The following is a 21,788-nucleotide window of genomic DNA, read 5'->3' on the forward strand; positions in this document are numbered from 1 at the left end:
TTAATGAATCTTCCTGAAGAAAGGAAATAGTTTGCTCATCTTGCGATTCGCAATGACAACGATCCTTAAATAAATCAAAAAAATAGATTCTTCGCTGTGCTCTGAATCCCTCTTTATTGCATCTCTGATTCTGAACAATTCGTGAAGAATCTGTACGGTTCCCCTCCTGCCGATCCTGTCATCCTTGACCGAAGGTCAAGAAACTGTAGGTCAATGTTATGATGGTTGTCTTAGATTTTGAAAGCTCACATTTCTCCGAGATGCTTCGTACTTCAGCATGACTGAAAAAACGCCGACCCTGTCATCCTTGACCGAAGGTCAAGGAACTGTACACTAATACCATGATGGTTGGCTTTGATTCGGAAAGTTAGCATTTCTCCAATTATACTTTCTCAAACTTACGATGACAGAAAAAACTAAACTTTATGACATTGCCTAACTGGCTTATTCAATAAGTCCCTACCAAGCGTGATATGGTCTTGTGTCTATTTTCTAATGTCCTAATCTAGCCCAAAGCCACATCCAACACCATCATCACTACAAAACCCAACACAAATCCAAGGATCGGAATATCGGAGTGTTCTTCCTGTTGTGTTTCTGGAATAACTTCTTCAATAACGACGAACAACATCGCTCCAGCGGCAAAAGAAAGTGCATATGGGAGAACTGGCATAAAGAAACCAACGGCAAAGGCTCCTAGGACGGCAAAAATTGGCTCTACCACTGCTGAAAGCTGTCCGTATTGGAAACTTTTCCATCTTGATAGGCCCATTCTGCGTAAGGGCATGGATACTGCAACACCTTCAGGAAAGTTCTGCAAGCCGATACCCATGGCCAATAGGACCGCCCCTGTGATGCTCGCTTCAGGAACTCCAGAGGCTGCACCACCAAATAAAACCCCGACCGCCAAACCTTCAGGAATATTATGTAAGGCTATCGCAATGGTCAATAAGGTAGTACGGTGCAAGGAGGATTTTGGACCTTCAGATTTCAAGAAGTTAAGGTGAAGATGGGGCATCAGCTTATCTAAGCCAAAGATGAAAAGTGCCCCCAGGACAAATCCGATTGCCGATGGCATAACCTTGCTGAAACCTTCCCCTGAACTCATTTCAATGGCTGGCGCCAATAGTGACCAGAAACTTGCTGCAATCATTACCCCGCCCGTAAAACCGAGCATCCCGTTCAGCAATCTTTTATTTACCCCTTTAAATATAAATACGCTGGCGGCTCCCAAGGCTGTTACACCCCAAGTAAACAATCCAGCAAATAATGCAGCAACTACGGCACTCTGTTTTCCAAGAAATTCTACTAATTCTTCTATCATTTGATCCAGCGGAGAATAATTTTTTGAAATTAACCATTCTAAACTAGAAAACTAAAAAATAACAGCAAAAAACAAAAAGCACCCCTATGGGTGCTTTCGTAAAATTGTCCATCTGGATTCCAATGATCCAGAGCTTTTTAAATTTAGCTTATCTCAAATGCGATCTCAACATCCAAGCAGTTTTTTCATGTTTCTCCAACAAGCCAACCAGAAAGTCCTCTGTACCAGCATCATTATGCTCCTCAGCTAACTTAATATCTTCCCTTAAAGAGATAATCAAGCTCTCGTAATCATTCAACAATTCTGAAATAAAACCCTGACTATCATTCTTTTTATATTTCATTTCAGTCAGCTGGGTAAGCTCCAGGAATTCTTTCAATGTTCCTACGGCATAGTGACCGATGGCACGAACACGCTCTGCAACCTCATCGATTATTTCAGCCAATTCCGAATAGAGCTCTTCAAAGAAGATATGCTGGGCATGGAAGTCCGGACCTTCCACATTCCAATGTGCATTCCTGACTTTGGTATACAGCACATTTTCATCAGCCACAAGTTTGTTCAAAATTCCTGCAACTACTTTAGTGTCTTGTTCTTTTATTCCGATATCTGTTTTCATAGCTTTTAATTTTATGTTTAATATATATTAATAACGACTAGCGTCATTTAGTTTTTCAATTGCTTCTTCGCCTAGCCTCAATTGCAATGCAGCAACAAAACTCTGTAAATGGGCATCTTTTGTAGCACTTGCAATTGGTGCAGTAATGGTTGGTTGGGCCAATAGCCACGCTAAGGCAACTGAAGAAGCAGAAGTTCTGTATGCAGAGGCTACCTCGTTCAATGCTGCGACAATCCTTTTTCCGCGTTCATTCCAATAGCGTTTTTCAATACCCTCTCCCCTTGCGGACTTCGAAAAATCATCATCCGTAAGGTATTTCCCTGATAAGAATCCACTGGCCAGAGAATAATAAGGAATAACCGCTAGACCGTACTCCTTTGCGGTGGCCTCATATTCATGTTCATATTTCTCCCGATCATAAAGATTGTATTCGGGCTGTAAAGAGATATAGGCAGGTAAAGAGAGCTTGGAAGAGGTATCTAAACTCTCGATTAGGCGCTCCGTTGATATATTCGAAGCTCCGATGTACCTTACCTTTCCTTCTTTAATTAAATCGTCGTATGCCCTTAAGGTCTCTTCGACCGGAGTGCTGGTATCATCATAATGCGTTTGATATAAGTCGATATAATCAGTCTGAAGCCTTTTTAAAGACAGTTCGACCTGTTCCTTGATGTAGGAGGCTTTCGTATTTTTCTGGCTATCATAGCCAAACCGTCCACCGACTTTAGTCATCAAGACAATTTTATCCCTATTTTTTCTTTCTTTGAACCAATTTCCAATAATGGTTTCAGACTCGCCACCTATGTTTTCTGGAACCCAATGGGAATAGTTGTTTGCCGTATCGATGGCATCAAATCCCATATCCACAAAACTGTCCATGATCTTAAAGGACTGCTGTTCATCCAAAGTCCATCCGAAGACATTACCACCGAAAATTATCGGTACAATATGTAAATCGGAATGGGCAAGTTGTACTGATTTCTCCATATGAGCTTTCTAATTTTAACATTAACAATATAGCCATTTTTTGAGGGATTAAGGCCGATTTCAGGGAGTTTATTGTCATAAAAAAGTCGATAAATCCTTGCCTTATCCGAACTATTATTATTTTTGTCCTTTGCAAAATTTAAGAATGTCTACTTCAGTCCCCTACTTCCATCATTTTCAAAAAGATACAACAGGAATTGAACTTCCATTGCGTTTTACCTTTCCTTTTTGTTATGACCCGCATGAACTGAGCATAATGGCTGCTGAGCAAGTACAAGAATACTTAGCCGTCCAAGATGATTTCATTCATAATTTCGGTTTGAAGGATGGTCAAGAAGGATTGGTCATCGGGAAAATGTTCGGGGTCCTGGTTGTGCAGGATCAAGCAGGAAATCTAGGCTTTCTAGCCGCAGTTTCAGGAAAAATGGCTGGCAGCAATAAACATAGGTACTTTGTCCCTCCTATTTTCGATATGCTTGATCCCCAAGGCTTCTTTCTAAAAGAAGAAGAGCACATCAACCAGATCAATAGATACATAGAGGCCCTTCAAAACTCGACTGAATTAAAAGAGCTAAGGGAAAACTTGGTCCAATGCAAAAAACATGAGGAACAGATCCTATCAGAGCTGAGGAAACTACATAAGAAGAACAAGACGGAACGCAAAGAAAGTAGGATAACCCAGCAAGCCTGTCTGCCTGAGCAAACATATCAGGAACTTTTGGAGGACTTAATCAAACAAAGCTATAGGGATCAACACCATTATGATGTACAGAAAGAAAAGTCTTCTCAGCAAATCAAGCTGGCTGAGGATGCACTAAACCATATCCTCGATCAAATAGAAGAGCTAAAGGCAGAACGAAAATCTAGGTCTTCGAATCTCCAAAACCAACTTTTTGATCAATACCACTTCTTGAATGCAAGACAGGAGTCCAAATCGGTCATTGCCATATTTAATGAAAGCAAAAATATCCAGCCTCCTGCTGGTGCGGGTGAATGTGCTGCACCGAAATTACTGCAATATGCCTTCAACCATCATTTAACACCGATCTGTATGGCTGAATTTTGGTGGGGATCCTCTCCTAACCTGGAAGTCCGCAAGCACCAAAACTACTATCCGGCATGCCGTGGCAAGTGTGAACCCATTCTTGAACATATGCTCGTTGGTTTGGATGTAGATGATAATCCTATGCTTGAAAACCCAGCAGCTGACAAGGAATTGGAAATTATTTATGAGGATGAAGCCATCATAGTGGTCAACAAACCTGCAGAATTTCTTTCGGTTCCCGGAATCAATGTAAAAGACAGTGTACAGACTCGAATCCAAAACAGATATCCCGAAATTGATAGCCCATGGATTATCCATCGCTTGGATATGTCCACTTCGGGAATCTTAGTCCTAGCCAAAAGTAAGGATGCCCATCAGTTTATCCAGGATCAATTCATCAAACATACCGTTAAAAAGAGATATACGGCATTATTGGATGGACTTATTGAAGGGAAAGAAGGGTTGATTGACCTCCCCTTACGTGTTGACTTAGATGATCGCCCAAGGCAGGTAGTTTGTTACGAACATGGAAAACCTGCGCAAACAAAATATAAAGTAGTCAGTATTGAAGGTAATAAAACCCGGATCCATTATTTTCCTTTGACAGGCAGGACCCATCAATTAAGGGTGCATTCCGCGCATGCAAAAGGCTTAAACTGTGCCATAATCGGCGATGATCTCTATGGGAAGCGTGCAGATCGCCTGCACCTGCATGCCGCTTTTATTCAATTTGTTCATCCCATGACCAAGGCCTTGGTCCAATTTGAAGTCAAAGATCCATTTTAGTTATCAAGGCTTTTCTTTATATTGGTAGAATAAATTTCCAACAATGGAAGTATTAAAATACGCCTATCAACATCCACTACTAGAAGCAGCAGATTTAGATCAGATTTATCATGCTCACGAAAAAATAAACTTGACCAAAGGAGATTTTATCCTGGAAAAAGGTCAGGTAGCCAATGAATATTATATTTTGGAGGACGGTCTCGTACGAACCTATCTCTATGACTATGACGGAAATGAAATAACCACGGGTTTTTCAGGAAAGAATGAAGTGGTCATCGAAGTAGCTTCTATTTTCCAAAGGATACCGACCCAAGAATATATCCAATGCCTTACCGATTGCTGTCTTTGGAAAATCGATTATGAAACATTTCAAGACCTTTTCCATAAGATTCCAGCCTTTCGGGAATGGGGCCGTGCATGGATGGCCTTTGAGCTCTACCTCAGCAAGAAAAGAGCAACCGAGATGATCACCGAACCTGCAAAGATGCGCTACCTGCACCTGATGGAAGAAAAGCCGCAGATTATCCAACAGGCTCCACTAAAATATATAGCCTCTTACCTCGGGGTAACAGACAGTTCCCTAAGCCGAATCCGTAAAGAGATCCTAAACGATTGAGTTAATAAAAATATAATTAAGCATGGAATACTTTGAAGATCAGACCTTCAAAAATATCAATTTTCAAGAGAACACATTCATAAAGGCAGAGTATGAATATTGCAGGTTTGAACAATGCAATTTTGAAGGCCTGAACCTAAACGAAGTTAAGTTTATAGATTGTATATTTACCGAGTGCAATCTTTCCCTATCCAAGATAGAGCAAACCAGTTTCCAGGACTGTAAGTTCAAAAACTGCAAATTGCTGGGGATGCGTTTTGACAGCGCCAATCCATTTAACTTGCAATTACAGTTTGAAGGCTGTACATTAGATCACAGCTCCTTCTTCAATTGCAATATCAAAGGGACAAAATTCATTAACTGCAGGTTGCAGCAGGTAGATTTTGAAAATGCCCAATTAAGCAATGGCAGTTTTGAGGGTTCGGATTTAGGTGGAAGCCAGTTTTTCAATAGCAACCTTGAAAAGGTCGATTTCCGAGGATCTCAAAACCTACAGCTCGATCCAGACCAAAACAAAATCAAGGCTGCTAAATTTAGCTTGGTCAGTTTACCGGGGCTGTTGCAAAAACATAAAATTTCAGTTAGTCATTAAACTAACCTGATTTACAGAATTTATTCCTACAGATTTTTAGGATCCACCCCCAAATATGATTGGGTTTTCCAGCTAAGTTTTTTGGACTTCAATTTGACCTCATTCGAGACATATTCCGAATTTTCCGAATATGTCTCGAATGAGAGTAAAATGAATTTCGAAAGAAATAGCGGTCCAAACTTCCAAAATAAAATTTTATGAAGGCGCCAAAAATTGACAAAATCATCTTTAATCAGCAATTGTTTCAATGTCATATTTGGTCAATATCTCAACCTTCCCTACTAATTCTCATTCATATTCCTTAAATTTATGGATATGAAAATATTGGCTTTTGGAGCTAGCAATAGTTCAGATTCAATCAATAAAAAATTAGTAAACAGTGTAAGTAAGTATTATAAGGAAGTTGATGATGAAATCCTTGTTTTAGACATCAACAATTTTGAACTACCCTTATTTTCAAAGGATCTGGAGAAAGAGATCGGCATTCCCGATGCAGCGACAGTATTTGCTGCCCATATTGACTGGGCGGACTTCATAATCATCTCATTTGCAGAGAACAATGGCAATTATAATGTGGGCTACAAGAACCTGATCGATTGGATTTCCAGGATCAAGGGCAGAAAGGTATTTCCTGAGAAACCGGTTTTTCTGTTAGCGACCAGTCAGGGTGCCCGTGGCGGACAGTCCGTTTTGGAAATAGCAGAAGCAAGGATGCCAAGGGATGCTGCCCAAGTTTTGGAGACCTTCTCCCTGCCTGAATTCAGCAAAAACTTTGAGGAGGGAAAAGGTGTTATTAGCAATGTATTGAGGAGCCAATTGGAGGCAAAAGTCAGAAAGACGAAACGGCTGATGGCTGAGATTATCAATAAAAGACAACAGTAAAATTAAATTTTCAATATTATGGCAAAGAAAGTATTATTATTAGTTGGTGATTACGTAGAGGACTATGAAGCAATGGTTCCTTTTCAAGCAATGGAGTCTGTTGGAATCGAAGTGGATACCGTAGCTCCTGACCGCAAAAAAGGCGATGTAGTCCCTACAGCAGTCCATGATTTCACGGGAGATCAAACTTATAAGGAATTGAGAGGACATAACTTTGCAATCAACAAAGATTTTGATTCGATCAATACCGAAGATTATGACGGACTGTATATTGCAGGTGGACGTTCGGCAGAATATATCCGTTTGAATAAACGCGTCCTGGAGATTACAAAGGACTTTTTTGATAAAGAAAAACCTGTTGCAGCAATCTGCCATGGTATACAGGTCTTGACCGCTGCAAAAGTATTGCAAGGAAGGACTTTAACGGCATATGTAGCCGTAGGTCCGGATATCGAGTTGGCAGGTGGCACTTGGAAAAACATTCCGGCAGACCAAGCAGTAGTTGACGGAAACCTAGTTACCTCACCAGCATGGCCTGGCCATCAGAACATCCTGAAGGAATTCTATAAACTATTAGGCGTAAAGATCACTCTATAATGGAGAAAAAAAAGAAGAAAATATGGTTTATTGCCATCCCCTTGATCTTGATTTTGGGATATTTCATATATGATGCCTATTCCCAACCCTCCATTGAGGACCTACCCGGTGGATTTGAAGAGGTAGCATTTGTGCGCAATGAAAACAATAAGGGTGGGATAATCAGGATCTACGCTGTTACAGTGAAGGATCAATTGAACGCACAATACGATAAGTGTGCAGATCTGTTCCCTGTGAATGATTATGGCAGCGTGACGAAGATTTATTTCTTTGACAAGAGTAAGCCATATCCAACCAGTCTTCAGCTCGAAGACCCCCACTATGACAACAGTAAATATGAGGCCATCAATATCTTGAGTCGTCGAGGAGTAAGCAAATAAACCATTAAAAAATAAAACAACAAAAGCTGCAATGTTTAATCATAGCAGCTTTTGTTGTTTTACGTAAATATTTTTTCTTTTATAATTATTTATTTATAAATTTATAAAAATAAAATATTTAACAAACAATAATTTAACCTAAAGATGTTTATTGGATGCAAAGGCCATTCTTAAATTCATTAAAGCAGGAAAATAGCTGTTGTTAAATTGCATTTTATTTATTGCGATTATAGTAGTAATGACAGCATCCAGGTTTTCTTGGATGCTCTTTTATTTTGTCAGTTTTATAACTCCCTATGTTATTCGAAAATTATTGACCAATCCCTCACCATGTTACTAAATAGTTTATTTATTAATTATTATTTACAGTTATTTTATCTAATTTTAACCGACAATTAATTGAAGGTAATTATTAATCCGTAAATACATAAAAAGTTCAAGTTAAAATCTGGCAAATAGTTATAAAAATCAAGTTTAGAGAGGCTAAAGAGGTAGAGACCCTTAGATTAAATTAATATCTTTTGTCTTCCCTGATTATTTAATAATTTGATATTAATTTATTAACTTTTACCAAATAAAGCTCGAACATCTTTGAGCTATGATGATAGATAGAGAAATGGCAAGCAAGTTTATCCCGAGAGATATTAGTTGGTTAAGTTTTAATGGTCGAGTTTTACAAGAAGCTGCGGATCCAACAGTCCCCTTACATTTAAGAATTAAGTTTTTGGGAATCTTTTCCAATAATCTCGATGAATTTTTCAGGGTTCGGGTAGCCGCACTAAAAAGGGCAGCTGAAATAAACACGAAGGAGTCCAATGGCTATTTCTACAAAGCTCCAGCGATCATTCTGGAGAAGATTACGGAAATCGTGATCAAGCAACAGCGGAAGTTTGACAAGATCTGGAACCAAGTGCAGCGAGAAATGGCCAAACAAAAGGTCTATATCAAGTCTGCAGAGGACTTAAGTCCTACCCAATTGGAGTTTGTCAAGAATTATTTTGATGAAGAGGTGGAAACCAATATTATTCCTTTGATATTGGATGAGAGTAAGCCTATGCCGTACTTAAGGGACAAAAGTCTATACCTAGGGATTGCCATGTATAAAGATGATTGGCAATATGACACCAAATTTGCCATTATCGAACTTCCATCCCGTCAACTTGGGCGATTTGTAATCTTGCCTTCGGCAAAAAACCAAAAGGACATTATCCTGGTAGAGGATATTGTCAAGGTAAACCTACCGTATATATTCTCCTACTTTGGGTTTGATGAGTTTGTGGCAAACACCTTTAAGGTAACCAAAGATGCCGAGTTTGATTTAGATAACGATGTCAACACTTCTTTTGCGGATAAAATCAGTAAAGGAATCAAGACCAGAAGGAAGGGTAAACCGACCAGATTTGTTTTCGATCAGGAAATGGACCCTAAGTTATTGGATCTATTGATCAAGAAATTGAACTTTAGCAAGAAGGACTCCATCATTCCAGGTCAGAAGATCCATAACTTTAAACACTTCATGGATTTCCCAGATGTGTTCAAGTCCTATCAGAAACCGGAAGAACGCCGATCATTTGAACATCCCGATTTCACGGGGCTGGACCGAGTAACCGACATTATACAGAAGAAAGATGTCCTACTCTCCTTCCCTTACCATGAGTTCCGTCCGATGATTGATCTATTGCGTGAAGCGGCGATGGATCCCGATGTAAAATCGATCAAGACTACCATCTATAGGATGGCCAGCAATTCCAAGATTGCCAATGCCCTAGTCAATGCGGCAAGAAATGGCAAGGAAGTTACGGTTATGCTGGAACTACGTGCAAGATTTGATGAAGAGCATAACCTGGAGTGGAAGGAGCGCTTTGAGATGGAGGGGGTAAAAGTCTTGGTTGGCGTGCCAAACAAGAAAGTACATGCCAAACTTTGTATCATCAAAAAAAGGGTACAGAACAAGACCATTCAGTATGGTTTTGTGAGCACGGGCAATATCAATGAAAAGACCGCCAAATTATATGGAGATTATTGCCTGATGACCAGCAACAAGGGTGTAATGGCTGACATCAACAAGATTTTCAATGCTCTGCAAAAACCGAAGGTCCCAATAGAACAACAGATCCATCACAATAAACATCTGATGATCTGCCCTTTTGATATGAGATTGCAATTATCGGCCCTGATCGACAAGGAAATTGCAGAGGCAAAGGCAGGAAGGCCAGCACGAATTATCATTAAGATCAATTCGCTGAGTGATAAGGAATCTATCAAAAAGATCTATGAGGCTTCTTCTGCGGGAGTTCAGGTGGATTTAATCGTTAGAGGGATATTCTGTGCAGTGAACCAGCGAAAATTTGCAGTTCCATACAATGCAATAAGCATTGTTGACGAGTTCCTGGAACATGCCCGCGTATTCTATTTTTATGCGGCAGGAAAGGAACTGACCTATATTTCTTCCGCTGACCTGATGACCAGAAACCTCGATCATCGTATTGAGGCTGCAGTTAAGATCAGCAGTAAAAAGCTAAAACATGAGCTTTTGGATATGCTCGAAATCCAATTGCGCGATAATGTCAAGGCTAGGGTCCTGAACAACAAACAGAACAATGAGTATGTCCGCAACGATGACCCAATCTGTAGGTCCCAGATCGAAATCCACAATTATTTAAAGGCAAAAACTGATGACCAAGAGATCAAACAAGTGGAAGCCACGGTATTAGAACCCGTAGAAGAATAAAAGACATTTTTTATTTTGCTAATATTTTTAGTATTTTAGTAAAAATATTGGTGAGATGGAAAATGGATTTATTTCAGGGAGAGGTGCGCAAAAGAATATACACAATGTATTTTCTAAGCTTAGTTATACACAAGATCATACAGAAGGGATCGATGATTGGGAACAGGATATTCCGAATACCCAGTTTACCATCATCCACCCGAAGACCATAGTCAACAAGGTAAGCAGTCCTGATGTGGGGATGGAATATTCCGCCAATCCATATCAGGGCTGTGAACATGGTTGCATTTATTGCTATGCAAGAAACTCCCATCAATATTGGGGCTACAGTGCTGGACTAGATTTTGAAAGCAAGATTTTAGTCAAGTCCAACAGCCCAAAACTGTACCGTGATTTTATAACCCGAAAGAATTGGGACGGAACCCCTATTTCACTTTCTGGCAACACAGATTGTTACCAACCCTTAGAGCGCAAGTTTAAGCTCACCAGAGCTATCTTAAAAATTTCGCTGGAACATGGTCAACCTGTAGGGATCATTACCAAAAACAGCCTAGTATTGCGTGATCTGGACATCTTAATGGAGATGGCGCAGAAAAACCTCTGTATGGTCTTTGTTTCCATCAATTCCTTGACCAAGGAGACCCGTTCAAAAATGGAACCTCGGACGGCTACTGCCCAACAACGGCTCAAAGTGATCGAAACCCTTTCGAGCAATGGCATCCCTGTGGGAATCATGTGCGCTCCGGTCATACCTGGCCTTACTGACCATGAAATACCCAAGGTATTAAAAGCAGCTGCTGCTGCAGGTGCACAATGGGCAGGATATACCGTGGTCCGCTTAAATGGTGAAATTTCAAAGATCTTTGAAGAATGGCTGAACAAAGCCTATCCAGATCGTGCCAATAAGATTTGGCACAGCATTCAGGCATGCCATAACGGTAAAGTAAATGATAGTGAATTTGGAAACAGGATGAGAGGTACAGGACAGATTGCTGAAATTATCCGAGATAGTTTCAGACTTCATTGCAAGAAGAATAAATTGAACCAAAGTATGTTTGAATATGACCTCTCACACTTCAAAAAGCAACAAAATCCCCAATTAAACCTATTTGAAACATTAGGTTAAGGAATGTTAAAATTATGTTAAAATAATGTTGTAACAGCTATGTTGCGACCTGCTTGGCATATCCTTTGGACATAGTGTAGCGATAAACTATAGAAAAACGATAAAATAATTTGCACTATGAAAAAATCAATGAAATTACTGAGTCTATTGTTTGTGGTATTGTTCGCAGTTTCTGCATGTTCAAAGGACGATGATCCGGCAGATAACGACATATTTGTGGATGAATACAAAGGAAAAATCAGTTATGTTAACAAAAACGATAGTGAGAAAAACGTACCTTCAACAGATGGTAAAGTAACAGTCACCAAAGTTGGTGGTTCTAATTACTCCTTTATCTTTGATAGTGACATTCCAGATATCTTGAATGTTAAGATGCAAAAAGGGGATAACAATAAACTGTTCTTAGAAGACGGAAAACTTGGACTGATTTCCATTGATGCTGATCAGTTGACAATTGGATACACTACAGATGAAGGAGAAACTTGGACAGCCAATTGTAAAAGAGACTAAAACTTCGATATATACAGATTAATTTAACTTAAAAAGAGCAATCAGATTGATTGCTCTTTTTTGTATGAGTAAATGTTATCAGTCTCTTTTAAGCTTTATCAGTAGGGTAATTTTAAAAAGATTGGAATTGCTATTGATAAAGAGATTGTAATCATCTGCATACTCCAAGAACAACCTACTTTCCAATTGCTTGACCCTAGGATCATCAGCCTGATTGCTTAGGTAATGGTTTACGCGGTTACTGACCTCTAGACTTAGCTGCTGTGCCTTTACCTTTAACTTTAGTTTCATGGGAAAATTCTGCATGCTATTGTATCCATTGATCATTGCATTCTGCACAATCGGAAAAAGCAGCAACGCTGGTATTTTAGCCTCAACATCTTCAATAGCTATATCTACCATATGGTAATGTTCGGAACTGGAAAGTCCGGCATACAAGTCAATAAATTTTGAGAGCAATTTGCTTTCTTCATCTACCGAGTGTTTGGTGTTTTTTGAAATGGCCAATACCTCCTGTTGGTATTCCTGGTACTTGCTTTTCAGGATACCATTCTCAGTCGATTGATTGTAATACAACTTCGAAAGTTCCCTTTCGGTCTGCGCATTCAAAAAACTAAGTTCAGCATCTGAATACAAAAGTTTGTATTCCAGCTCCTTGATGTTTTTTGAATTATTTTTCCAAAACATGGTTTTCTATTAATTCTGTTCTTTCTTGGACTCCTTTTTACCTTCCAAACCGCTTACCCCTCCAGAAACCACTAATTTCATGGCATCAGTAGCGGAAATATTCAACTTGGTCACTTTCTCCGAGGAAACAACCACGACCTGTCCGGCTACGGAGTAGGAATAAGGAAAATAAACGATTACTTCACCAGGGAGGTTGATGATATGTAAATCTTTCTGGGTCAAGAAACCAATTTTTTTAAGGCCAAATTCGTTTACTTCAACCAAAACAGGTTCATTGAATTTTTTGGCATCGCCCACAAAGGCTTCCGTAAAATCCTTGATGGAAGAATATAAGGTATTGAACAATGGAATCTTACTGATCGTCCTGCTCAACCAATTCCGGATGGGTGCAGTAACCAATGTAGTAAAAATAAAACCTATCAATGTCAATAAAAGAATGACCGAGACAATCCCTAATCCTGGTATATAAAGCGGTTTCCCGGTTTCATCAACCAAAAAATGTTCTGTAATATTTAATGCGCCATCCAATGTCGCCACCAACCAAACGATCACGAAAATCGCTCCGGCAACAGGTGCTACGACCAGTGTTCCTTTAATGAGGTAATAAAAGAATTGTTGAAAAAATTTAGTTATCATTTTACTCGTAATAATAGACTCGTTTTACTCGACTTGAAATATTGACCAGCAGTTCATATGGAATCGTACCGATATCGGAGGCTGCTTGCACTATGCTTGGAAAGACCAGGACCTCATCTCCTACCTGAACATTTTGTCCGGTAACATCCAACATGCACATATCCATACAGATATTGCCGACTGTGGGTGCAAGGAAACCATTAATTTGCATTTTTCCAACTGAATTACCAAATCGGCGGGAATAACCATCCGCATAACCGATTTTTACCGTAGCGATTTTACTGTCCCTTGATAGAACTCCTTTTCGGTCATAACCAACGGTCTCCCCTGCCGGTAAATTCTTGATCTGGGTCACGGTAGTCTTGAGACTACTGACCTGTTCAAGGGTAGGCAAATTCTTATCCATATCCACACCGTAAAGCCCTATGCCCAAACGGACCATATCCAAATGGGCCTTTGGCCAACGGACAATCGCTGAAGTATTGGCTACGTGTTTTATAAAGGTATAGCCCAACCCACTTTCTAATTGCTTTGCTGCAGCTAGATAGGTTGAGATCTGTGATTCGGTAAAGGGATCTTGGCCTGGATCGCCTGATGCCACTAAATGGGTAAAGAACGACTGCACTTTGACCTGATTTTGACCTTTGAGTTTTTCCAGCACTGCGGGAATCTCTGAAGGAAAGAAGCCAAGCCTGTGCATTCCGGTATCCAATTTCAGGTGAATCTTGAAATCACTGATATTCTGTTCCTTCAGGAATTCTAAAAACTCATCCAGAAAATCCATACTGTAGACTTCGGGTTCAAGATTATGCTGGATCAAGGATTGGAAGGTGTCGCGATCTGGGCTTAAGACCATGATTGGCAAAGCGATGCCAGCAGTCCTTAATTCTACGCCTTCATCTGCAAAGGCAACGGTCAGGTAATCGACCTTGCTGAATTGCAAGAGATTTGCCACTTCAAAACTTCCACTGCCATAAGAGAAAGCCTTTACCATGGCCATAAGCTTGACGTTCTTAGGGATCAATGAGCGATATAACATCAGGTTGTTTGAAATTGCATTCAAATTGATCTCAAGAACCGTCCCATGAGACCTTAAGGCCAACCTTTGTACTACACGTTCGAATTGATATTTTCGCGCACCCTTGATCAGGATACTTTCATTACTGAGATCCAATTCGGCCAAATGGTCCAGAAATTCTTCAGTACTGGAATAGTCCTTTATGAGATCTATTTCAATATCCTTAAACCATGGGTATCTGTTACCAACCCAAATGAACTTTTGGAGTTGGGAAGAATTCAGCAAGGCAATCAGTTTTTGCTGTAATTTTTCACTTTCAGCCAATCCTTCCATTTCAGAAAGGATTAGCGATTTGCTGCTGTGTTGGTTCTGTTGATTTAAAAACTCCAGGGAAATCTTTAAAGATGCGAGGTCATTGGAATAGGAATCATCGATAATCGAACTATTATTGATCCCTTTCTTTAATTGCAGCCGCATTTCAAGTGGCTTAAGGTTTTGGATCCTTTCGACGATGGTCTCTGGATCGTAACCCATAAAATACATGCAAGCTATACAGCTCATTATGTTTTCGATGGATGCGCGGTCGGTAAAAGGAACCTGGCATATGCAGATAACCTCACCTATCCTGATCTTTAGTTTACTGAGTTGGCTATGGGTCTCTTCATGGATCAATTGGATCTGATCCATATCCGTTCTTCCCCAGGTTACCAAGCGGATTTTGGGATCGATATCTTCTCTTTCGATATATTCAGATCCGGCGACTAAGGTTTCCACCTCGGAAAAAAGTTTCATTTTTTCCTTTAATTTCTCTTGCTTGCTTGAGAAATTCTGGGAATGCGCCACTCCAATATTAGTGAAAATTCCAATATTAGGTTGTATCATCTGTTGTAAGCTGGACATTTCACCAGGTTCACTGATTCCAGCTTCAATTAGGGCAAGATCATATTGTGGTCCCAAGTTCCATAAGGATAATGCGACCCCAAGTTGGGAATTATAGCTTTTGGGACTTTGGTAAACTTTCTTTTCTGGAATCAACAGCTGAAATAACCAAGCTTTGACTATAGATTTACCATTACTGCCGGTAATTCCAATTATCGGGTAATGGAATTGCCTTCTATGGTATGAAACCAGTTCTTGCATAAAATGCAATACATGATCGACCTGAATGATATTGACATCGTTTTTATCCTCCAGAAAGGCTACGGAATGGGAGACAACGAAGTTACGGATCCCTTTCTTATAGGCATCTGGAATAAAATCATGACCATCACGAGTGGCTTTTAGGGCAAAGAATAGAGATTCATCAGGATTGTTTACCTTACGGCTATCGTATACTAGTTCGCTGATTTTAGACGTTAAATCATTTGATATCAAAGGTTTTATATTTAATTCCTCGCAAATAAATTTAATAGTATACATGATTCTGCAAATAAAGAACGAAGTTCATCATTTTTTTTAAAAGTTCATCATTTTTTGAAGATTTGCATTATGGATGAGCCTATTAAAAAACAGAGAACCTATACTCCCCTGGAAGCCAAGCGGAAAGCCGAATCCTATTGTGCCTATCAAGAGCGATCACAACAGGAAGTTCGTGACAAATTATACCAATGGGGTTTACATAGTAAGGATGTTGAAAATATTATCAGCTACCTGATTGAAAATAATTTCCTCAATGAGGAGCGTTTTGCGAAGGCCTATGTCCTGGGGAAGTTTAGGATAAAAGGTTGGGGCCGCATCAAGATCATGCAGGGATTGAAATTGAAACAGGTTTCAGCTCCCTTGATCAAGATTGCGATGAAGGAGATCGACCCGAACGATTATTTTGAGAAATTGAGGTCGATCTTGGTGAAGAAATCGGCCTTAATTAAAGAGTCAGACTCCTATAAACATAGAAATAAACTCTATCAATATGCCTTGGGCCGAGGGTATGAAAATAATTTGATCTTAGAGATACTGAAAGACAATGGATTGGGGGATTAATGAAATATTTTTGAAAAAATAATTTTAGGATTTCAATTTTCTCTCTATATTTGCACCACGTCAAGCGAAAGTAGCTCAGTTGGTAGAGCACAACCTTGCCAAGGTTGGGGTCGCGAGTTCGAATCTCGTCTTTCGCTCAGTTGCCTAGGTGGTGGAACTGGTAGACACGCAGGACTTAAAATCCTGTTCCCGTTAAGGGAGTGCGGGTTCGATTCCCGCCCTAGGTACAGAAAAAAGCCGCTTATAGCGGCTTTTTTAGTATAACAGTATTTAGTACTTAGTATTTAGACCTGAACCTGCTATTCTTATTCCTCATATTGTTTATGTAAGATGCTAGAATTTTTGCCAGGTCGAGTTGGTAGCTATCCCCTTCTTTTGCCTGTTCTTTTCGATATTTTCCCAATCCTTATATTCAAAATGTATAGAGTTTTTTAGATAATTGTTCCACCTCCAAAAACATAGCGGATTAATTTTGTACAGTCGATACAGCTTTTGATTTTCTTTGGCTGGAGATGTTTCTTTTATAAATTGTTTAAAGCCAAACATTGAAAACGCTGGGCTTTTAAATGAAAAATGCTGTGTCGTTGTATACGACCCATCTAAGTTAGCATATCTGAAATGCCCCTCATCCAATCGATGAGCGACATACTTATTGATTACAGGTAAATTGGGAATCAAGAGAATAGTGACAAGAACTATAACAATTGGTTTCTTTTTCATAGCATTTAATTTAGTTATATAGAGCAATATTAATCGGGGCTTATCATACTGTCATTGAAATACCATATAAAATAACGAAAAAGCGCTTATTATATTTTGATTTTGCAATGGAGTATTAACTAATTTTTAAACCTGATAGCTCTACTCTTGCCTGATCTTCTATCCTTACCTTAGACCTTCTATTGTACCTGAGACCTCTATCTTATCTGATCCTCTTGAGCGTTTCCTAAGTGCGTTTTCCAAAGTTTAACTATATTAAAATTCCTCTCAAACTATTAATTTTTTCATTGATGTTACATAGATAAAATCTATCAAGACGCATGATAATCTTAGGTTTTATTTATCTATCTTTAGTTAAATTTAAAGCAGGAGGCAAAGAATTTATGCCTATGCACCTTGATGTTCAATTAAATACGATTTAACTTAAATATTATATAGAAAATAAATTCAGAGATATGGAAAATGGAAATGACATCAGCAAATGCCCATTTCATAATGGAAGTGCTAAACAGAATTTGACGGTTGCGGGCGGAGGAACCACAATTTCAGATTGGTGGCCCAAAAAATTAAAGGTTAGTTTATTGCGTCAGCATTCAAATCTATCTGATCCGATGGATCCAGATTTTGATTATGCTGAGGAATTCAAGAAATTGGATCTAGAGGCAGTAAAACAGGATCTTCATGCTTTGATGACCGATTCGCAGGATTGGTGGCCTGCCGACTTTGGTCATTACGGTGGTTTATTCATACGTATGGCATGGCACTCAGCGGGTACCTATAGAGTAGGTGACGGTCGCGGTGGTGCTGGAACAGGACAGCAGCGATTTGCTCCTTTGAACAGCTGGCCAGACAACGTGAGCTTGGATAAAGCAAGGAGATTATTGTGGCCAATCAAACAAAAATACGGCAAGAGACTTTCTTGGGCAGACTTATTGGTACTGACCGGAAATATAGCCTTGGAATCTATGGGATTTAAGACCATTGGTTTCGCAGGTGGTCGTGTGGATGCCTTTGAACCCGATGAGGATGTATACTGGGGATCTGAGGATACTTGGTTAGGTGGCGATGTAAGATATTCGCATGGTTCAGAAGGAATCGTAGATAAAGACCATGGTGTGCTATCGGGGGAAGAAAAAGCGGATGGCGATGTGCATTCCAGGGATCTGGAGAATCCATTGGCGGCAGTTCAAATGGGATTGATCTATGTAAACCCAGAAGGTCCAGATGGTAATCCTGACCCGCTATTGGCTGCGAAAGATATCCGTGATACCTTTGGCCGTATGGCGATGAACGATGAAGAAACCATAGCGCTTATTGCAGGTGGTCACTCATTCGGAAAAACCCATGGTGCCGGTCCAGCGGACCATGTAGGCAAGGAACCGGAAGCTGCAGGTTTAGAAGATCAAGGTTTAGGTTGGAAAAGCACCTATAATTCAGGAGTTGGTGCAGATGCTATCACTTCTGGCCTGGAAGTAATCTGGACAGAAACGCCGACACAATGGAGTAATAATTTCTTTGAAAACCTATTTGGGTATGAGTGGGAATTGACCAAAAGTCCTGCCGGTGCATTCCAATGGGTGGCAAAAGATGCTGATGATGTTATTCCTGATCCATTTGATCCTAATAAAAAACGTAAGCCAACGATGTTAACGACGGATCTTTCCTTGAGGGTTGATCCTGCTTACGAAAAAATATCACGTAGGTTTTTAGAAAATCCAGATGAATTTGCTGATGCATTTGCAAAAGCATGGTTTAAGTTGACCCATAGGGATATGGGGCCACGCTCCCGCTATCTAGGCCCGGATGTACCTGCTGAAGAATTCCTATGGCAGGATCCAATTCCTGAACTTAACCATGAAACGGTTAACGAAGCGGATGTAGAAGACCTTAAAAACAAGGTATTATCTTCAGGTTTAAGTGTTTCTGAATTAGTTTCCACAGCTTGGGCATCAGCCTCCACTTTCCGTGGTTCTGACAAACGCGGAGGTGCCAATGGTGCACGTGTTCGTTTAGCGCCTCAAAAGGACTGGGCAGTAAACAATCCAGCGCAATTGAATAAGGTATTGGGCGTATTGGAAAATATAAAAGACCAATTCAACCAAGCACAAACCACAGGCAAGAAGCTGACCATTGCGGATTTGATTGTTATTGCGGGTAATGCAGGGATTGAAAAAGCAGCTAAAGATGCTGGAAACGAAGTTAAAGTTCCATTTACTCCAGGTCGTATGGATGCTTCGCAAGAGGAGACCGACGTGGAATCTGTAGGGTTCTTAGAGCCTATCGCTGATGGTTTCAGAAATTACAAGAAAAGAAAATACACTTCAAGTACTGAAGAATTATTGATCGACAAAGCTCAATTATTGAATCTTACAGCTCCTGAATTAACCGTTCTTTTAGCAGGTATGCGTGTATTGGATACTAATTTCGACGGTTCTAAAGATGGTGTTTTCACTGATCGTCCAGGTCAATTGACCAACGACTTCTTGGTAAACTTGCTTGACATGAATACTTCCTGGAAAGCAGCATCTGAGGACAAAGAGCTATACATTGGTACGGACCGCAAGACTGGCCAACCGAAATGGACAGGAACTAGAGCCGATCTAGTCTTTGGATCCAACTCTGAGCTCCGCGTCGTAGCTGAGGTTTATGCAAGTGCTGATGCACAAGAGAAATTCGTTAGGGATTTTGTGAAAGCATGGACCAAAGTGATGAATGCTGATAGGTTTGAGATATAGTACAGAGATTTGAGATGTGAGATATATGAGATAGAAACCGGAAATTTAAGACGACACAGGGATTGAAACATGTCTTTGTTTTAATGTCTTATGTCTTATGTCTTATGTCTTATGTCTATTTTATAGATATAGTTGACACGGTTAATATCTCAATACTCAAATCTCATATCTCGATACTGCTGCTATAAAATAGAAAAGAGTGGAATCCTTCCACTCTTTTCTATTTTATAGCAGCATAAGTTTCCATGCCTCTTCTACCCTTCCTTGATTAAGGAATTCTTTGGCTTTGAGGAGTTGGTGTGTTATGCGGGTGCTTTCATCGCCGATAAAGGCGTTTAATAGTTCCTGGATTTCGGGTTCGTATTTGAAGCTGTCGATTTCTCCGTCCGTGGGGATTGCTTCAATACTGGCCAATTGTTCAAGTTCCTGCACATTGAAGACGCCTGAAGAGCTGATAAAATTTGGGATATCTGATTTTTGCATAAATAATGGTTCAAAAAAAGCTGAACCTTGTAAAGTTCAGCTTTTATGCATGAAATGCAAAGTATTAAATCTTTTCGATGATCTTATCTGCGAATTCCGATGTTTTGAGAAGTGTTGCTCCTTCCATCAAGTTATAGAAATCTACGGTAACCGTTTTATCCTTGATGGTTTTTGCCAATGCAACAACAATGGCATCTGCAGCTTCTATCCAGCCCATGTATTCCAGCATCATAACCCCACTAAGGATTACAGATGAAGGATTCATGGTATTGGTATTTGCGAACCTTGGTGCAGTACCATGTGTCGCTTCAAAGATGGCATGGCCGGTCTTGAAATTAATATTCGCTCCGGGGGCAATTCCAATTCCTCCTACCATGGCAGCCAAAGCATCTGAAATATAATCTCCGTTCAGGTTCAGGGTGGCAATCACATCATAATCTTGTGGTGCCAACAGGATCTGCTGAAGGAAGTTATCGGCAATAATATCTTTGATGATCAGTTTACCGGCTTGTTCAGCTGCTTTCTGCTCCGCATTTGCAGCATCCTGACCATCCTTAGCCTTGGTCTGTTCCCATTGGTTCCAAGTATAGACTTTGTCGGAAAACTCTTTTTCTGCCAATTCATAACCCCAGTTTTTAAAGGCCCCTTCAGTATATTTCATGATATTGCCTTTATGGACCAGCGTTACGGATTTACGTCCTTCTGCCAATGCAAACTCAATTGCCGCACGGATAAGTCGCTTTGATCCTTCTTCAGAGACAAACTTCAATCCTACCCCAGTACTGTTGCTGAAGTTGTAATCGACGTTTAAGTCATTCTTTAGAAAATCTTGGATTCTTTTGGATTCAGCGGTACCCGCTGCAAATTCAATTCCTGCATAGATATCCTCTGTATTCTCCCTGAAAACTACCATGTCCACTTTTTCGGGATGTTTTACCGGCGAAGGAACGCCTTCATACCATTTTGTGGGGCGTTGGCAGACATATAGATCTAACTCTTTTCTCAATGCTACATTCAAGGAACGAATACCTCCTCCAATTGGAGTGGTTAATGGTCCTTTGATCCCTACCAAGTATTCCTTGAAAACATCCAAGGTTTCTTCTGGCAACCAGCTTCCGGTTTCATTGAAAGCTTTTTCTCCAGCAAGGACCTCTTTCCAATTTATTTTACGCTTTCCAGCATATAGCTTTTGAACTGCTGCATCAAAAACCCTTACTGAAGCTTTCCAAATATCAGGACCGATTCCATCGCCGATAATAAAAGGTATGGTAACCTGATCGGGAACTAATAATTTACCTGTTGAATCTATACTGATCTTATTTGACATAATAATC

Annotated in this window: 20 protein-coding genes and 2 tRNA genes; 13 read left to right on the top strand and 9 right to left on the bottom strand. The window is 40.0% G+C overall.

Annotation, left to right across the window (positions count from 1 at the left end):
• Positions 1-505: 505 nt before the first annotated feature.
• From NMK93_RS10965 to NMK93_RS10975, 3 genes are all read right to left on the bottom strand, one after another.
• Positions 506-1,324 (bottom strand): ZIP family metal transporter, encoded by an 819-nt coding sequence (locus tag NMK93_RS10965; RefSeq protein ID WP_185212217.1) that lies wholly within the window; start codon positions 1,322-1,324, stop codon positions 506-508.
• A gap of 148 nt (positions 1,325-1,472) precedes the next feature.
• On the bottom strand, positions 1,473-1,943 hold the full coding sequence (locus NMK93_RS10970) for a Dps family protein (RefSeq protein WP_185212218.1): 471 nt from the start codon (positions 1,941-1,943) through the stop codon (positions 1,473-1,475).
• A gap of 27 nt (positions 1,944-1,970) precedes the next feature.
• Positions 1,971-2,930, bottom strand: coding sequence for an aldo/keto reductase (locus tag NMK93_RS10975; RefSeq protein ID WP_254527264.1), 960 nt, complete (start codon positions 2,928-2,930; stop codon positions 1,971-1,973).
• A 145-nt stretch (positions 2,931-3,075) separates the two neighbouring features.
• Here NMK93_RS10975 and NMK93_RS10980 point away from each other — a divergent pair, with 145 nt between their 5' ends.
• From NMK93_RS10980 to NMK93_RS11020, 9 genes are all read left to right on the top strand, one after another.
• Positions 3,076-4,761, top strand: a complete 1,686-nt coding sequence (locus tag NMK93_RS10980) for an RluA family pseudouridine synthase (RefSeq protein WP_254527265.1) — start codon at positions 3,076-3,078, stop codon at positions 4,759-4,761.
• Between the two features lie 43 nt (positions 4,762-4,804).
• Positions 4,805-5,377 carry a Crp/Fnr family transcriptional regulator gene (locus NMK93_RS10985; RefSeq protein ID WP_254527266.1) on the top strand — a complete coding sequence of 191 codons (573 nt, stop codon included), beginning with the start codon at positions 4,805-4,807 and terminating at the stop codon, positions 5,375-5,377.
• Positions 5,378-5,399: 22 nt separating this feature from the next.
• Complete coding sequence (locus NMK93_RS10990) at positions 5,400-5,969, top strand: pentapeptide repeat-containing protein (RefSeq protein WP_254527267.1); 570 nt, start codon at positions 5,400-5,402, stop codon at positions 5,967-5,969.
• 315 nt (positions 5,970-6,284) lie between these two features.
• Positions 6,285-6,851, top strand: a complete 567-nt coding sequence (locus NMK93_RS10995) for an NADPH-dependent FMN reductase (protein ID WP_254527268.1) — start codon at positions 6,285-6,287, stop codon at positions 6,849-6,851.
• An 18-nt stretch (positions 6,852-6,869) separates the two neighbouring features.
• Positions 6,870-7,448: a DJ-1/PfpI family protein gene (locus tag NMK93_RS11000; protein ID WP_254527269.1), complete on the top strand. Its 579-nt coding sequence runs from the start codon at positions 6,870-6,872 to the stop codon at positions 7,446-7,448.
• Positions 7,448-7,828 (top strand): hypothetical protein, encoded by a 381-nt coding sequence (locus NMK93_RS11005; protein ID WP_254527270.1) that lies wholly within the window; start codon positions 7,448-7,450, stop codon positions 7,826-7,828. Before NMK93_RS11000 ends, NMK93_RS11005 begins: the two co-directional genes overlap by 1 nt.
• A gap of 598 nt (positions 7,829-8,426) precedes the next feature.
• Positions 8,427-10,559, top strand: a complete 2,133-nt coding sequence (gene ppk1, locus NMK93_RS11010) for a polyphosphate kinase 1 (protein WP_214648411.1) — start codon at positions 8,427-8,429, stop codon at positions 10,557-10,559.
• Between the two features lie 55 nt (positions 10,560-10,614).
• Positions 10,615-11,685: a PA0069 family radical SAM protein gene (locus NMK93_RS11015; protein WP_254527271.1), complete on the top strand. Its 1,071-nt coding sequence runs from the start codon at positions 10,615-10,617 to the stop codon at positions 11,683-11,685.
• 117 nt (positions 11,686-11,802) lie between these two features.
• Complete coding sequence (locus NMK93_RS11020; protein WP_254527272.1) at positions 11,803-12,195, top strand: hypothetical protein; 393 nt, start codon at positions 11,803-11,805, stop codon at positions 12,193-12,195.
• A 78-nt stretch (positions 12,196-12,273) separates the two neighbouring features.
• Here NMK93_RS11020 and NMK93_RS11025 read toward each other — a convergent pair whose 3' ends face one another.
• Genes NMK93_RS11025 through NMK93_RS11035 form a run of 3 tightly spaced genes read right to left on the bottom strand, consistent with a single transcriptional unit; the run spans position 12,274 to position 15,955 of the window.
• The gene (locus NMK93_RS11025; RefSeq protein WP_254527273.1) at positions 12,274-12,882 is read right to left on the bottom strand and encodes a hypothetical protein; all 609 of its coding nucleotides are present in this window, start codon (positions 12,880-12,882) and stop codon (positions 12,274-12,276) included.
• A gap of 9 nt (positions 12,883-12,891) precedes the next feature.
• The gene (locus NMK93_RS11030; RefSeq protein WP_254527274.1) at positions 12,892-13,518 is read right to left on the bottom strand and encodes a DUF502 domain-containing protein; all 627 of its coding nucleotides are present in this window, start codon (positions 13,516-13,518) and stop codon (positions 12,892-12,894) included.
• 1 nt (position 13,519) lies between these two features.
• Positions 13,520-15,955, bottom strand: coding sequence for a bifunctional UDP-N-acetylmuramoyl-tripeptide:D-alanyl-D-alanine ligase/alanine racemase (locus NMK93_RS11035; protein WP_254527275.1), 2,436 nt, complete (start codon positions 15,953-15,955; stop codon positions 13,520-13,522).
• A 69-nt stretch (positions 15,956-16,024) separates the two neighbouring features.
• On the opposite strand from NMK93_RS11035, the gene NMK93_RS11040 reads away from it, so the two are divergent.
• From NMK93_RS11040 to NMK93_RS11050, 3 genes are all read left to right on the top strand, one after another.
• Positions 16,025-16,516 (top strand): regulatory protein RecX, encoded by a 492-nt coding sequence (locus tag NMK93_RS11040; protein ID WP_254527276.1) that lies wholly within the window; start codon positions 16,025-16,027, stop codon positions 16,514-16,516.
• Positions 16,517-16,580: 64 nt separating this feature from the next.
• Positions 16,581-16,653: transfer RNA gene (locus NMK93_RS11045), tRNA-Gly, on the top strand.
• A gap of 5 nt (positions 16,654-16,658) precedes the next feature.
• Positions 16,659-16,743, top strand: a tRNA-Leu gene (locus NMK93_RS11050).
• Positions 16,744-16,849: 106 nt separating this feature from the next.
• Here NMK93_RS11050 and NMK93_RS11055 read toward each other — a convergent pair.
• Entirely contained in the window at positions 16,850-17,236 is a 387-nt protein-coding gene (locus NMK93_RS11055; RefSeq protein ID WP_254527277.1) for a hypothetical protein, read from the bottom strand.
• Positions 17,237-17,691: 455 nt separating this feature from the next.
• Between NMK93_RS11055 and katG the strand changes: the two genes are divergently transcribed.
• The gene (gene katG / locus NMK93_RS11060; protein WP_254527278.1) at positions 17,692-19,971 is read left to right on the top strand and encodes a catalase/peroxidase HPI; all 2,280 of its coding nucleotides are present in this window, start codon (positions 17,692-17,694) and stop codon (positions 19,969-19,971) included.
• 225 nt (positions 19,972-20,196) lie between these two features.
• Here katG and NMK93_RS11065 read toward each other — a convergent pair whose 3' ends face one another.
• Entirely contained in the window at positions 20,197-20,454 is a 258-nt protein-coding gene (locus tag NMK93_RS11065) for a hypothetical protein (protein WP_254527279.1), read from the bottom strand.
• Positions 20,455-20,518: 64 nt separating this feature from the next.
• Positions 20,519-21,781: an NADP-dependent isocitrate dehydrogenase gene (gene icd, locus NMK93_RS11070; RefSeq protein WP_254527280.1), complete on the bottom strand. Its 1,263-nt coding sequence runs from the start codon at positions 21,779-21,781 to the stop codon at positions 20,519-20,521.
• Positions 21,782-21,788 lie beyond the last annotated feature (7 nt).

The sequence above is a fragment of the Sphingobacterium sp. LZ7M1 genome (genome assembly GCF_024296865.1).
Lineage (GTDB): Bacteria > Bacteroidota > Bacteroidia > Sphingobacteriales > Sphingobacteriaceae > Sphingobacterium.

Coding starts and splice junctions, on each gene's coding strand:
- NMK93_RS10965 (WP_185212217.1), bottom strand. CDS start 1,324: ATGATAGAAGAATTAGTAGAATTTCTTGGAAAACAGAGTGCCGTAGTT.
- NMK93_RS10970 (WP_185212218.1), bottom strand. CDS start 1,943: ATGAAAACAGATATCGGAATAAAAGAACAAGACACTAAAGTAGTTGCA.
- NMK93_RS10975 (WP_254527264.1), bottom strand. CDS start 2,930: ATGGAGAAATCAGTACAACTTGCCCATTCCGATTTACATATTGTACCG.
- NMK93_RS10980 (WP_254527265.1), top strand. CDS start 3,076: ATGTCTACTTCAGTCCCCTACTTCCATCATTTTCAAAAAGATACAACA.
- NMK93_RS10985 (WP_254527266.1), top strand. CDS start 4,805: ATGGAAGTATTAAAATACGCCTATCAACATCCACTACTAGAAGCAGCA.
- NMK93_RS10990 (WP_254527267.1), top strand. CDS start 5,400: ATGGAATACTTTGAAGATCAGACCTTCAAAAATATCAATTTTCAAGAG.
- NMK93_RS10995 (WP_254527268.1), top strand. CDS start 6,285: ATGAAAATATTGGCTTTTGGAGCTAGCAATAGTTCAGATTCAATCAAT.
- NMK93_RS11000 (WP_254527269.1), top strand. CDS start 6,870: ATGGCAAAGAAAGTATTATTATTAGTTGGTGATTACGTAGAGGACTAT.
- NMK93_RS11005 (WP_254527270.1), top strand. CDS start 7,448: ATGGAGAAAAAAAAGAAGAAAATATGGTTTATTGCCATCCCCTTGATC.
- ppk1 (WP_214648411.1), top strand. CDS start 8,427: ATGATGATAGATAGAGAAATGGCAAGCAAGTTTATCCCGAGAGATATT.
- NMK93_RS11015 (WP_254527271.1), top strand. CDS start 10,615: ATGGAAAATGGATTTATTTCAGGGAGAGGTGCGCAAAAGAATATACAC.
- NMK93_RS11020 (WP_254527272.1), top strand. CDS start 11,803: ATGAAAAAATCAATGAAATTACTGAGTCTATTGTTTGTGGTATTGTTC.
- NMK93_RS11025 (WP_254527273.1), bottom strand. CDS start 12,882: ATGTTTTGGAAAAATAATTCAAAAAACATCAAGGAGCTGGAATACAAA.
- NMK93_RS11030 (WP_254527274.1), bottom strand. CDS start 13,518: ATGATAACTAAATTTTTTCAACAATTCTTTTATTACCTCATTAAAGGA.
- NMK93_RS11035 (WP_254527275.1), bottom strand. CDS start 15,955: ATGTATACTATTAAATTTATTTGCGAGGAATTAAATATAAAACCTTTG.
- NMK93_RS11040 (WP_254527276.1), top strand. CDS start 16,025: ATGGATGAGCCTATTAAAAAACAGAGAACCTATACTCCCCTGGAAGCC.
- NMK93_RS11055 (WP_254527277.1), bottom strand. CDS start 17,236: ATGAAAAAGAAACCAATTGTTATAGTTCTTGTCACTATTCTCTTGATT.
- katG (WP_254527278.1), top strand. CDS start 17,692: ATGGAAAATGGAAATGACATCAGCAAATGCCCATTTCATAATGGAAGT.
- NMK93_RS11065 (WP_254527279.1), bottom strand. CDS start 20,454: ATGCAAAAATCAGATATCCCAAATTTTATCAGCTCTTCAGGCGTCTTC.
- icd (WP_254527280.1), bottom strand. CDS start 21,781: ATGTCAAATAAGATCAGTATAGATTCAACAGGTAAATTATTAGTTCCC.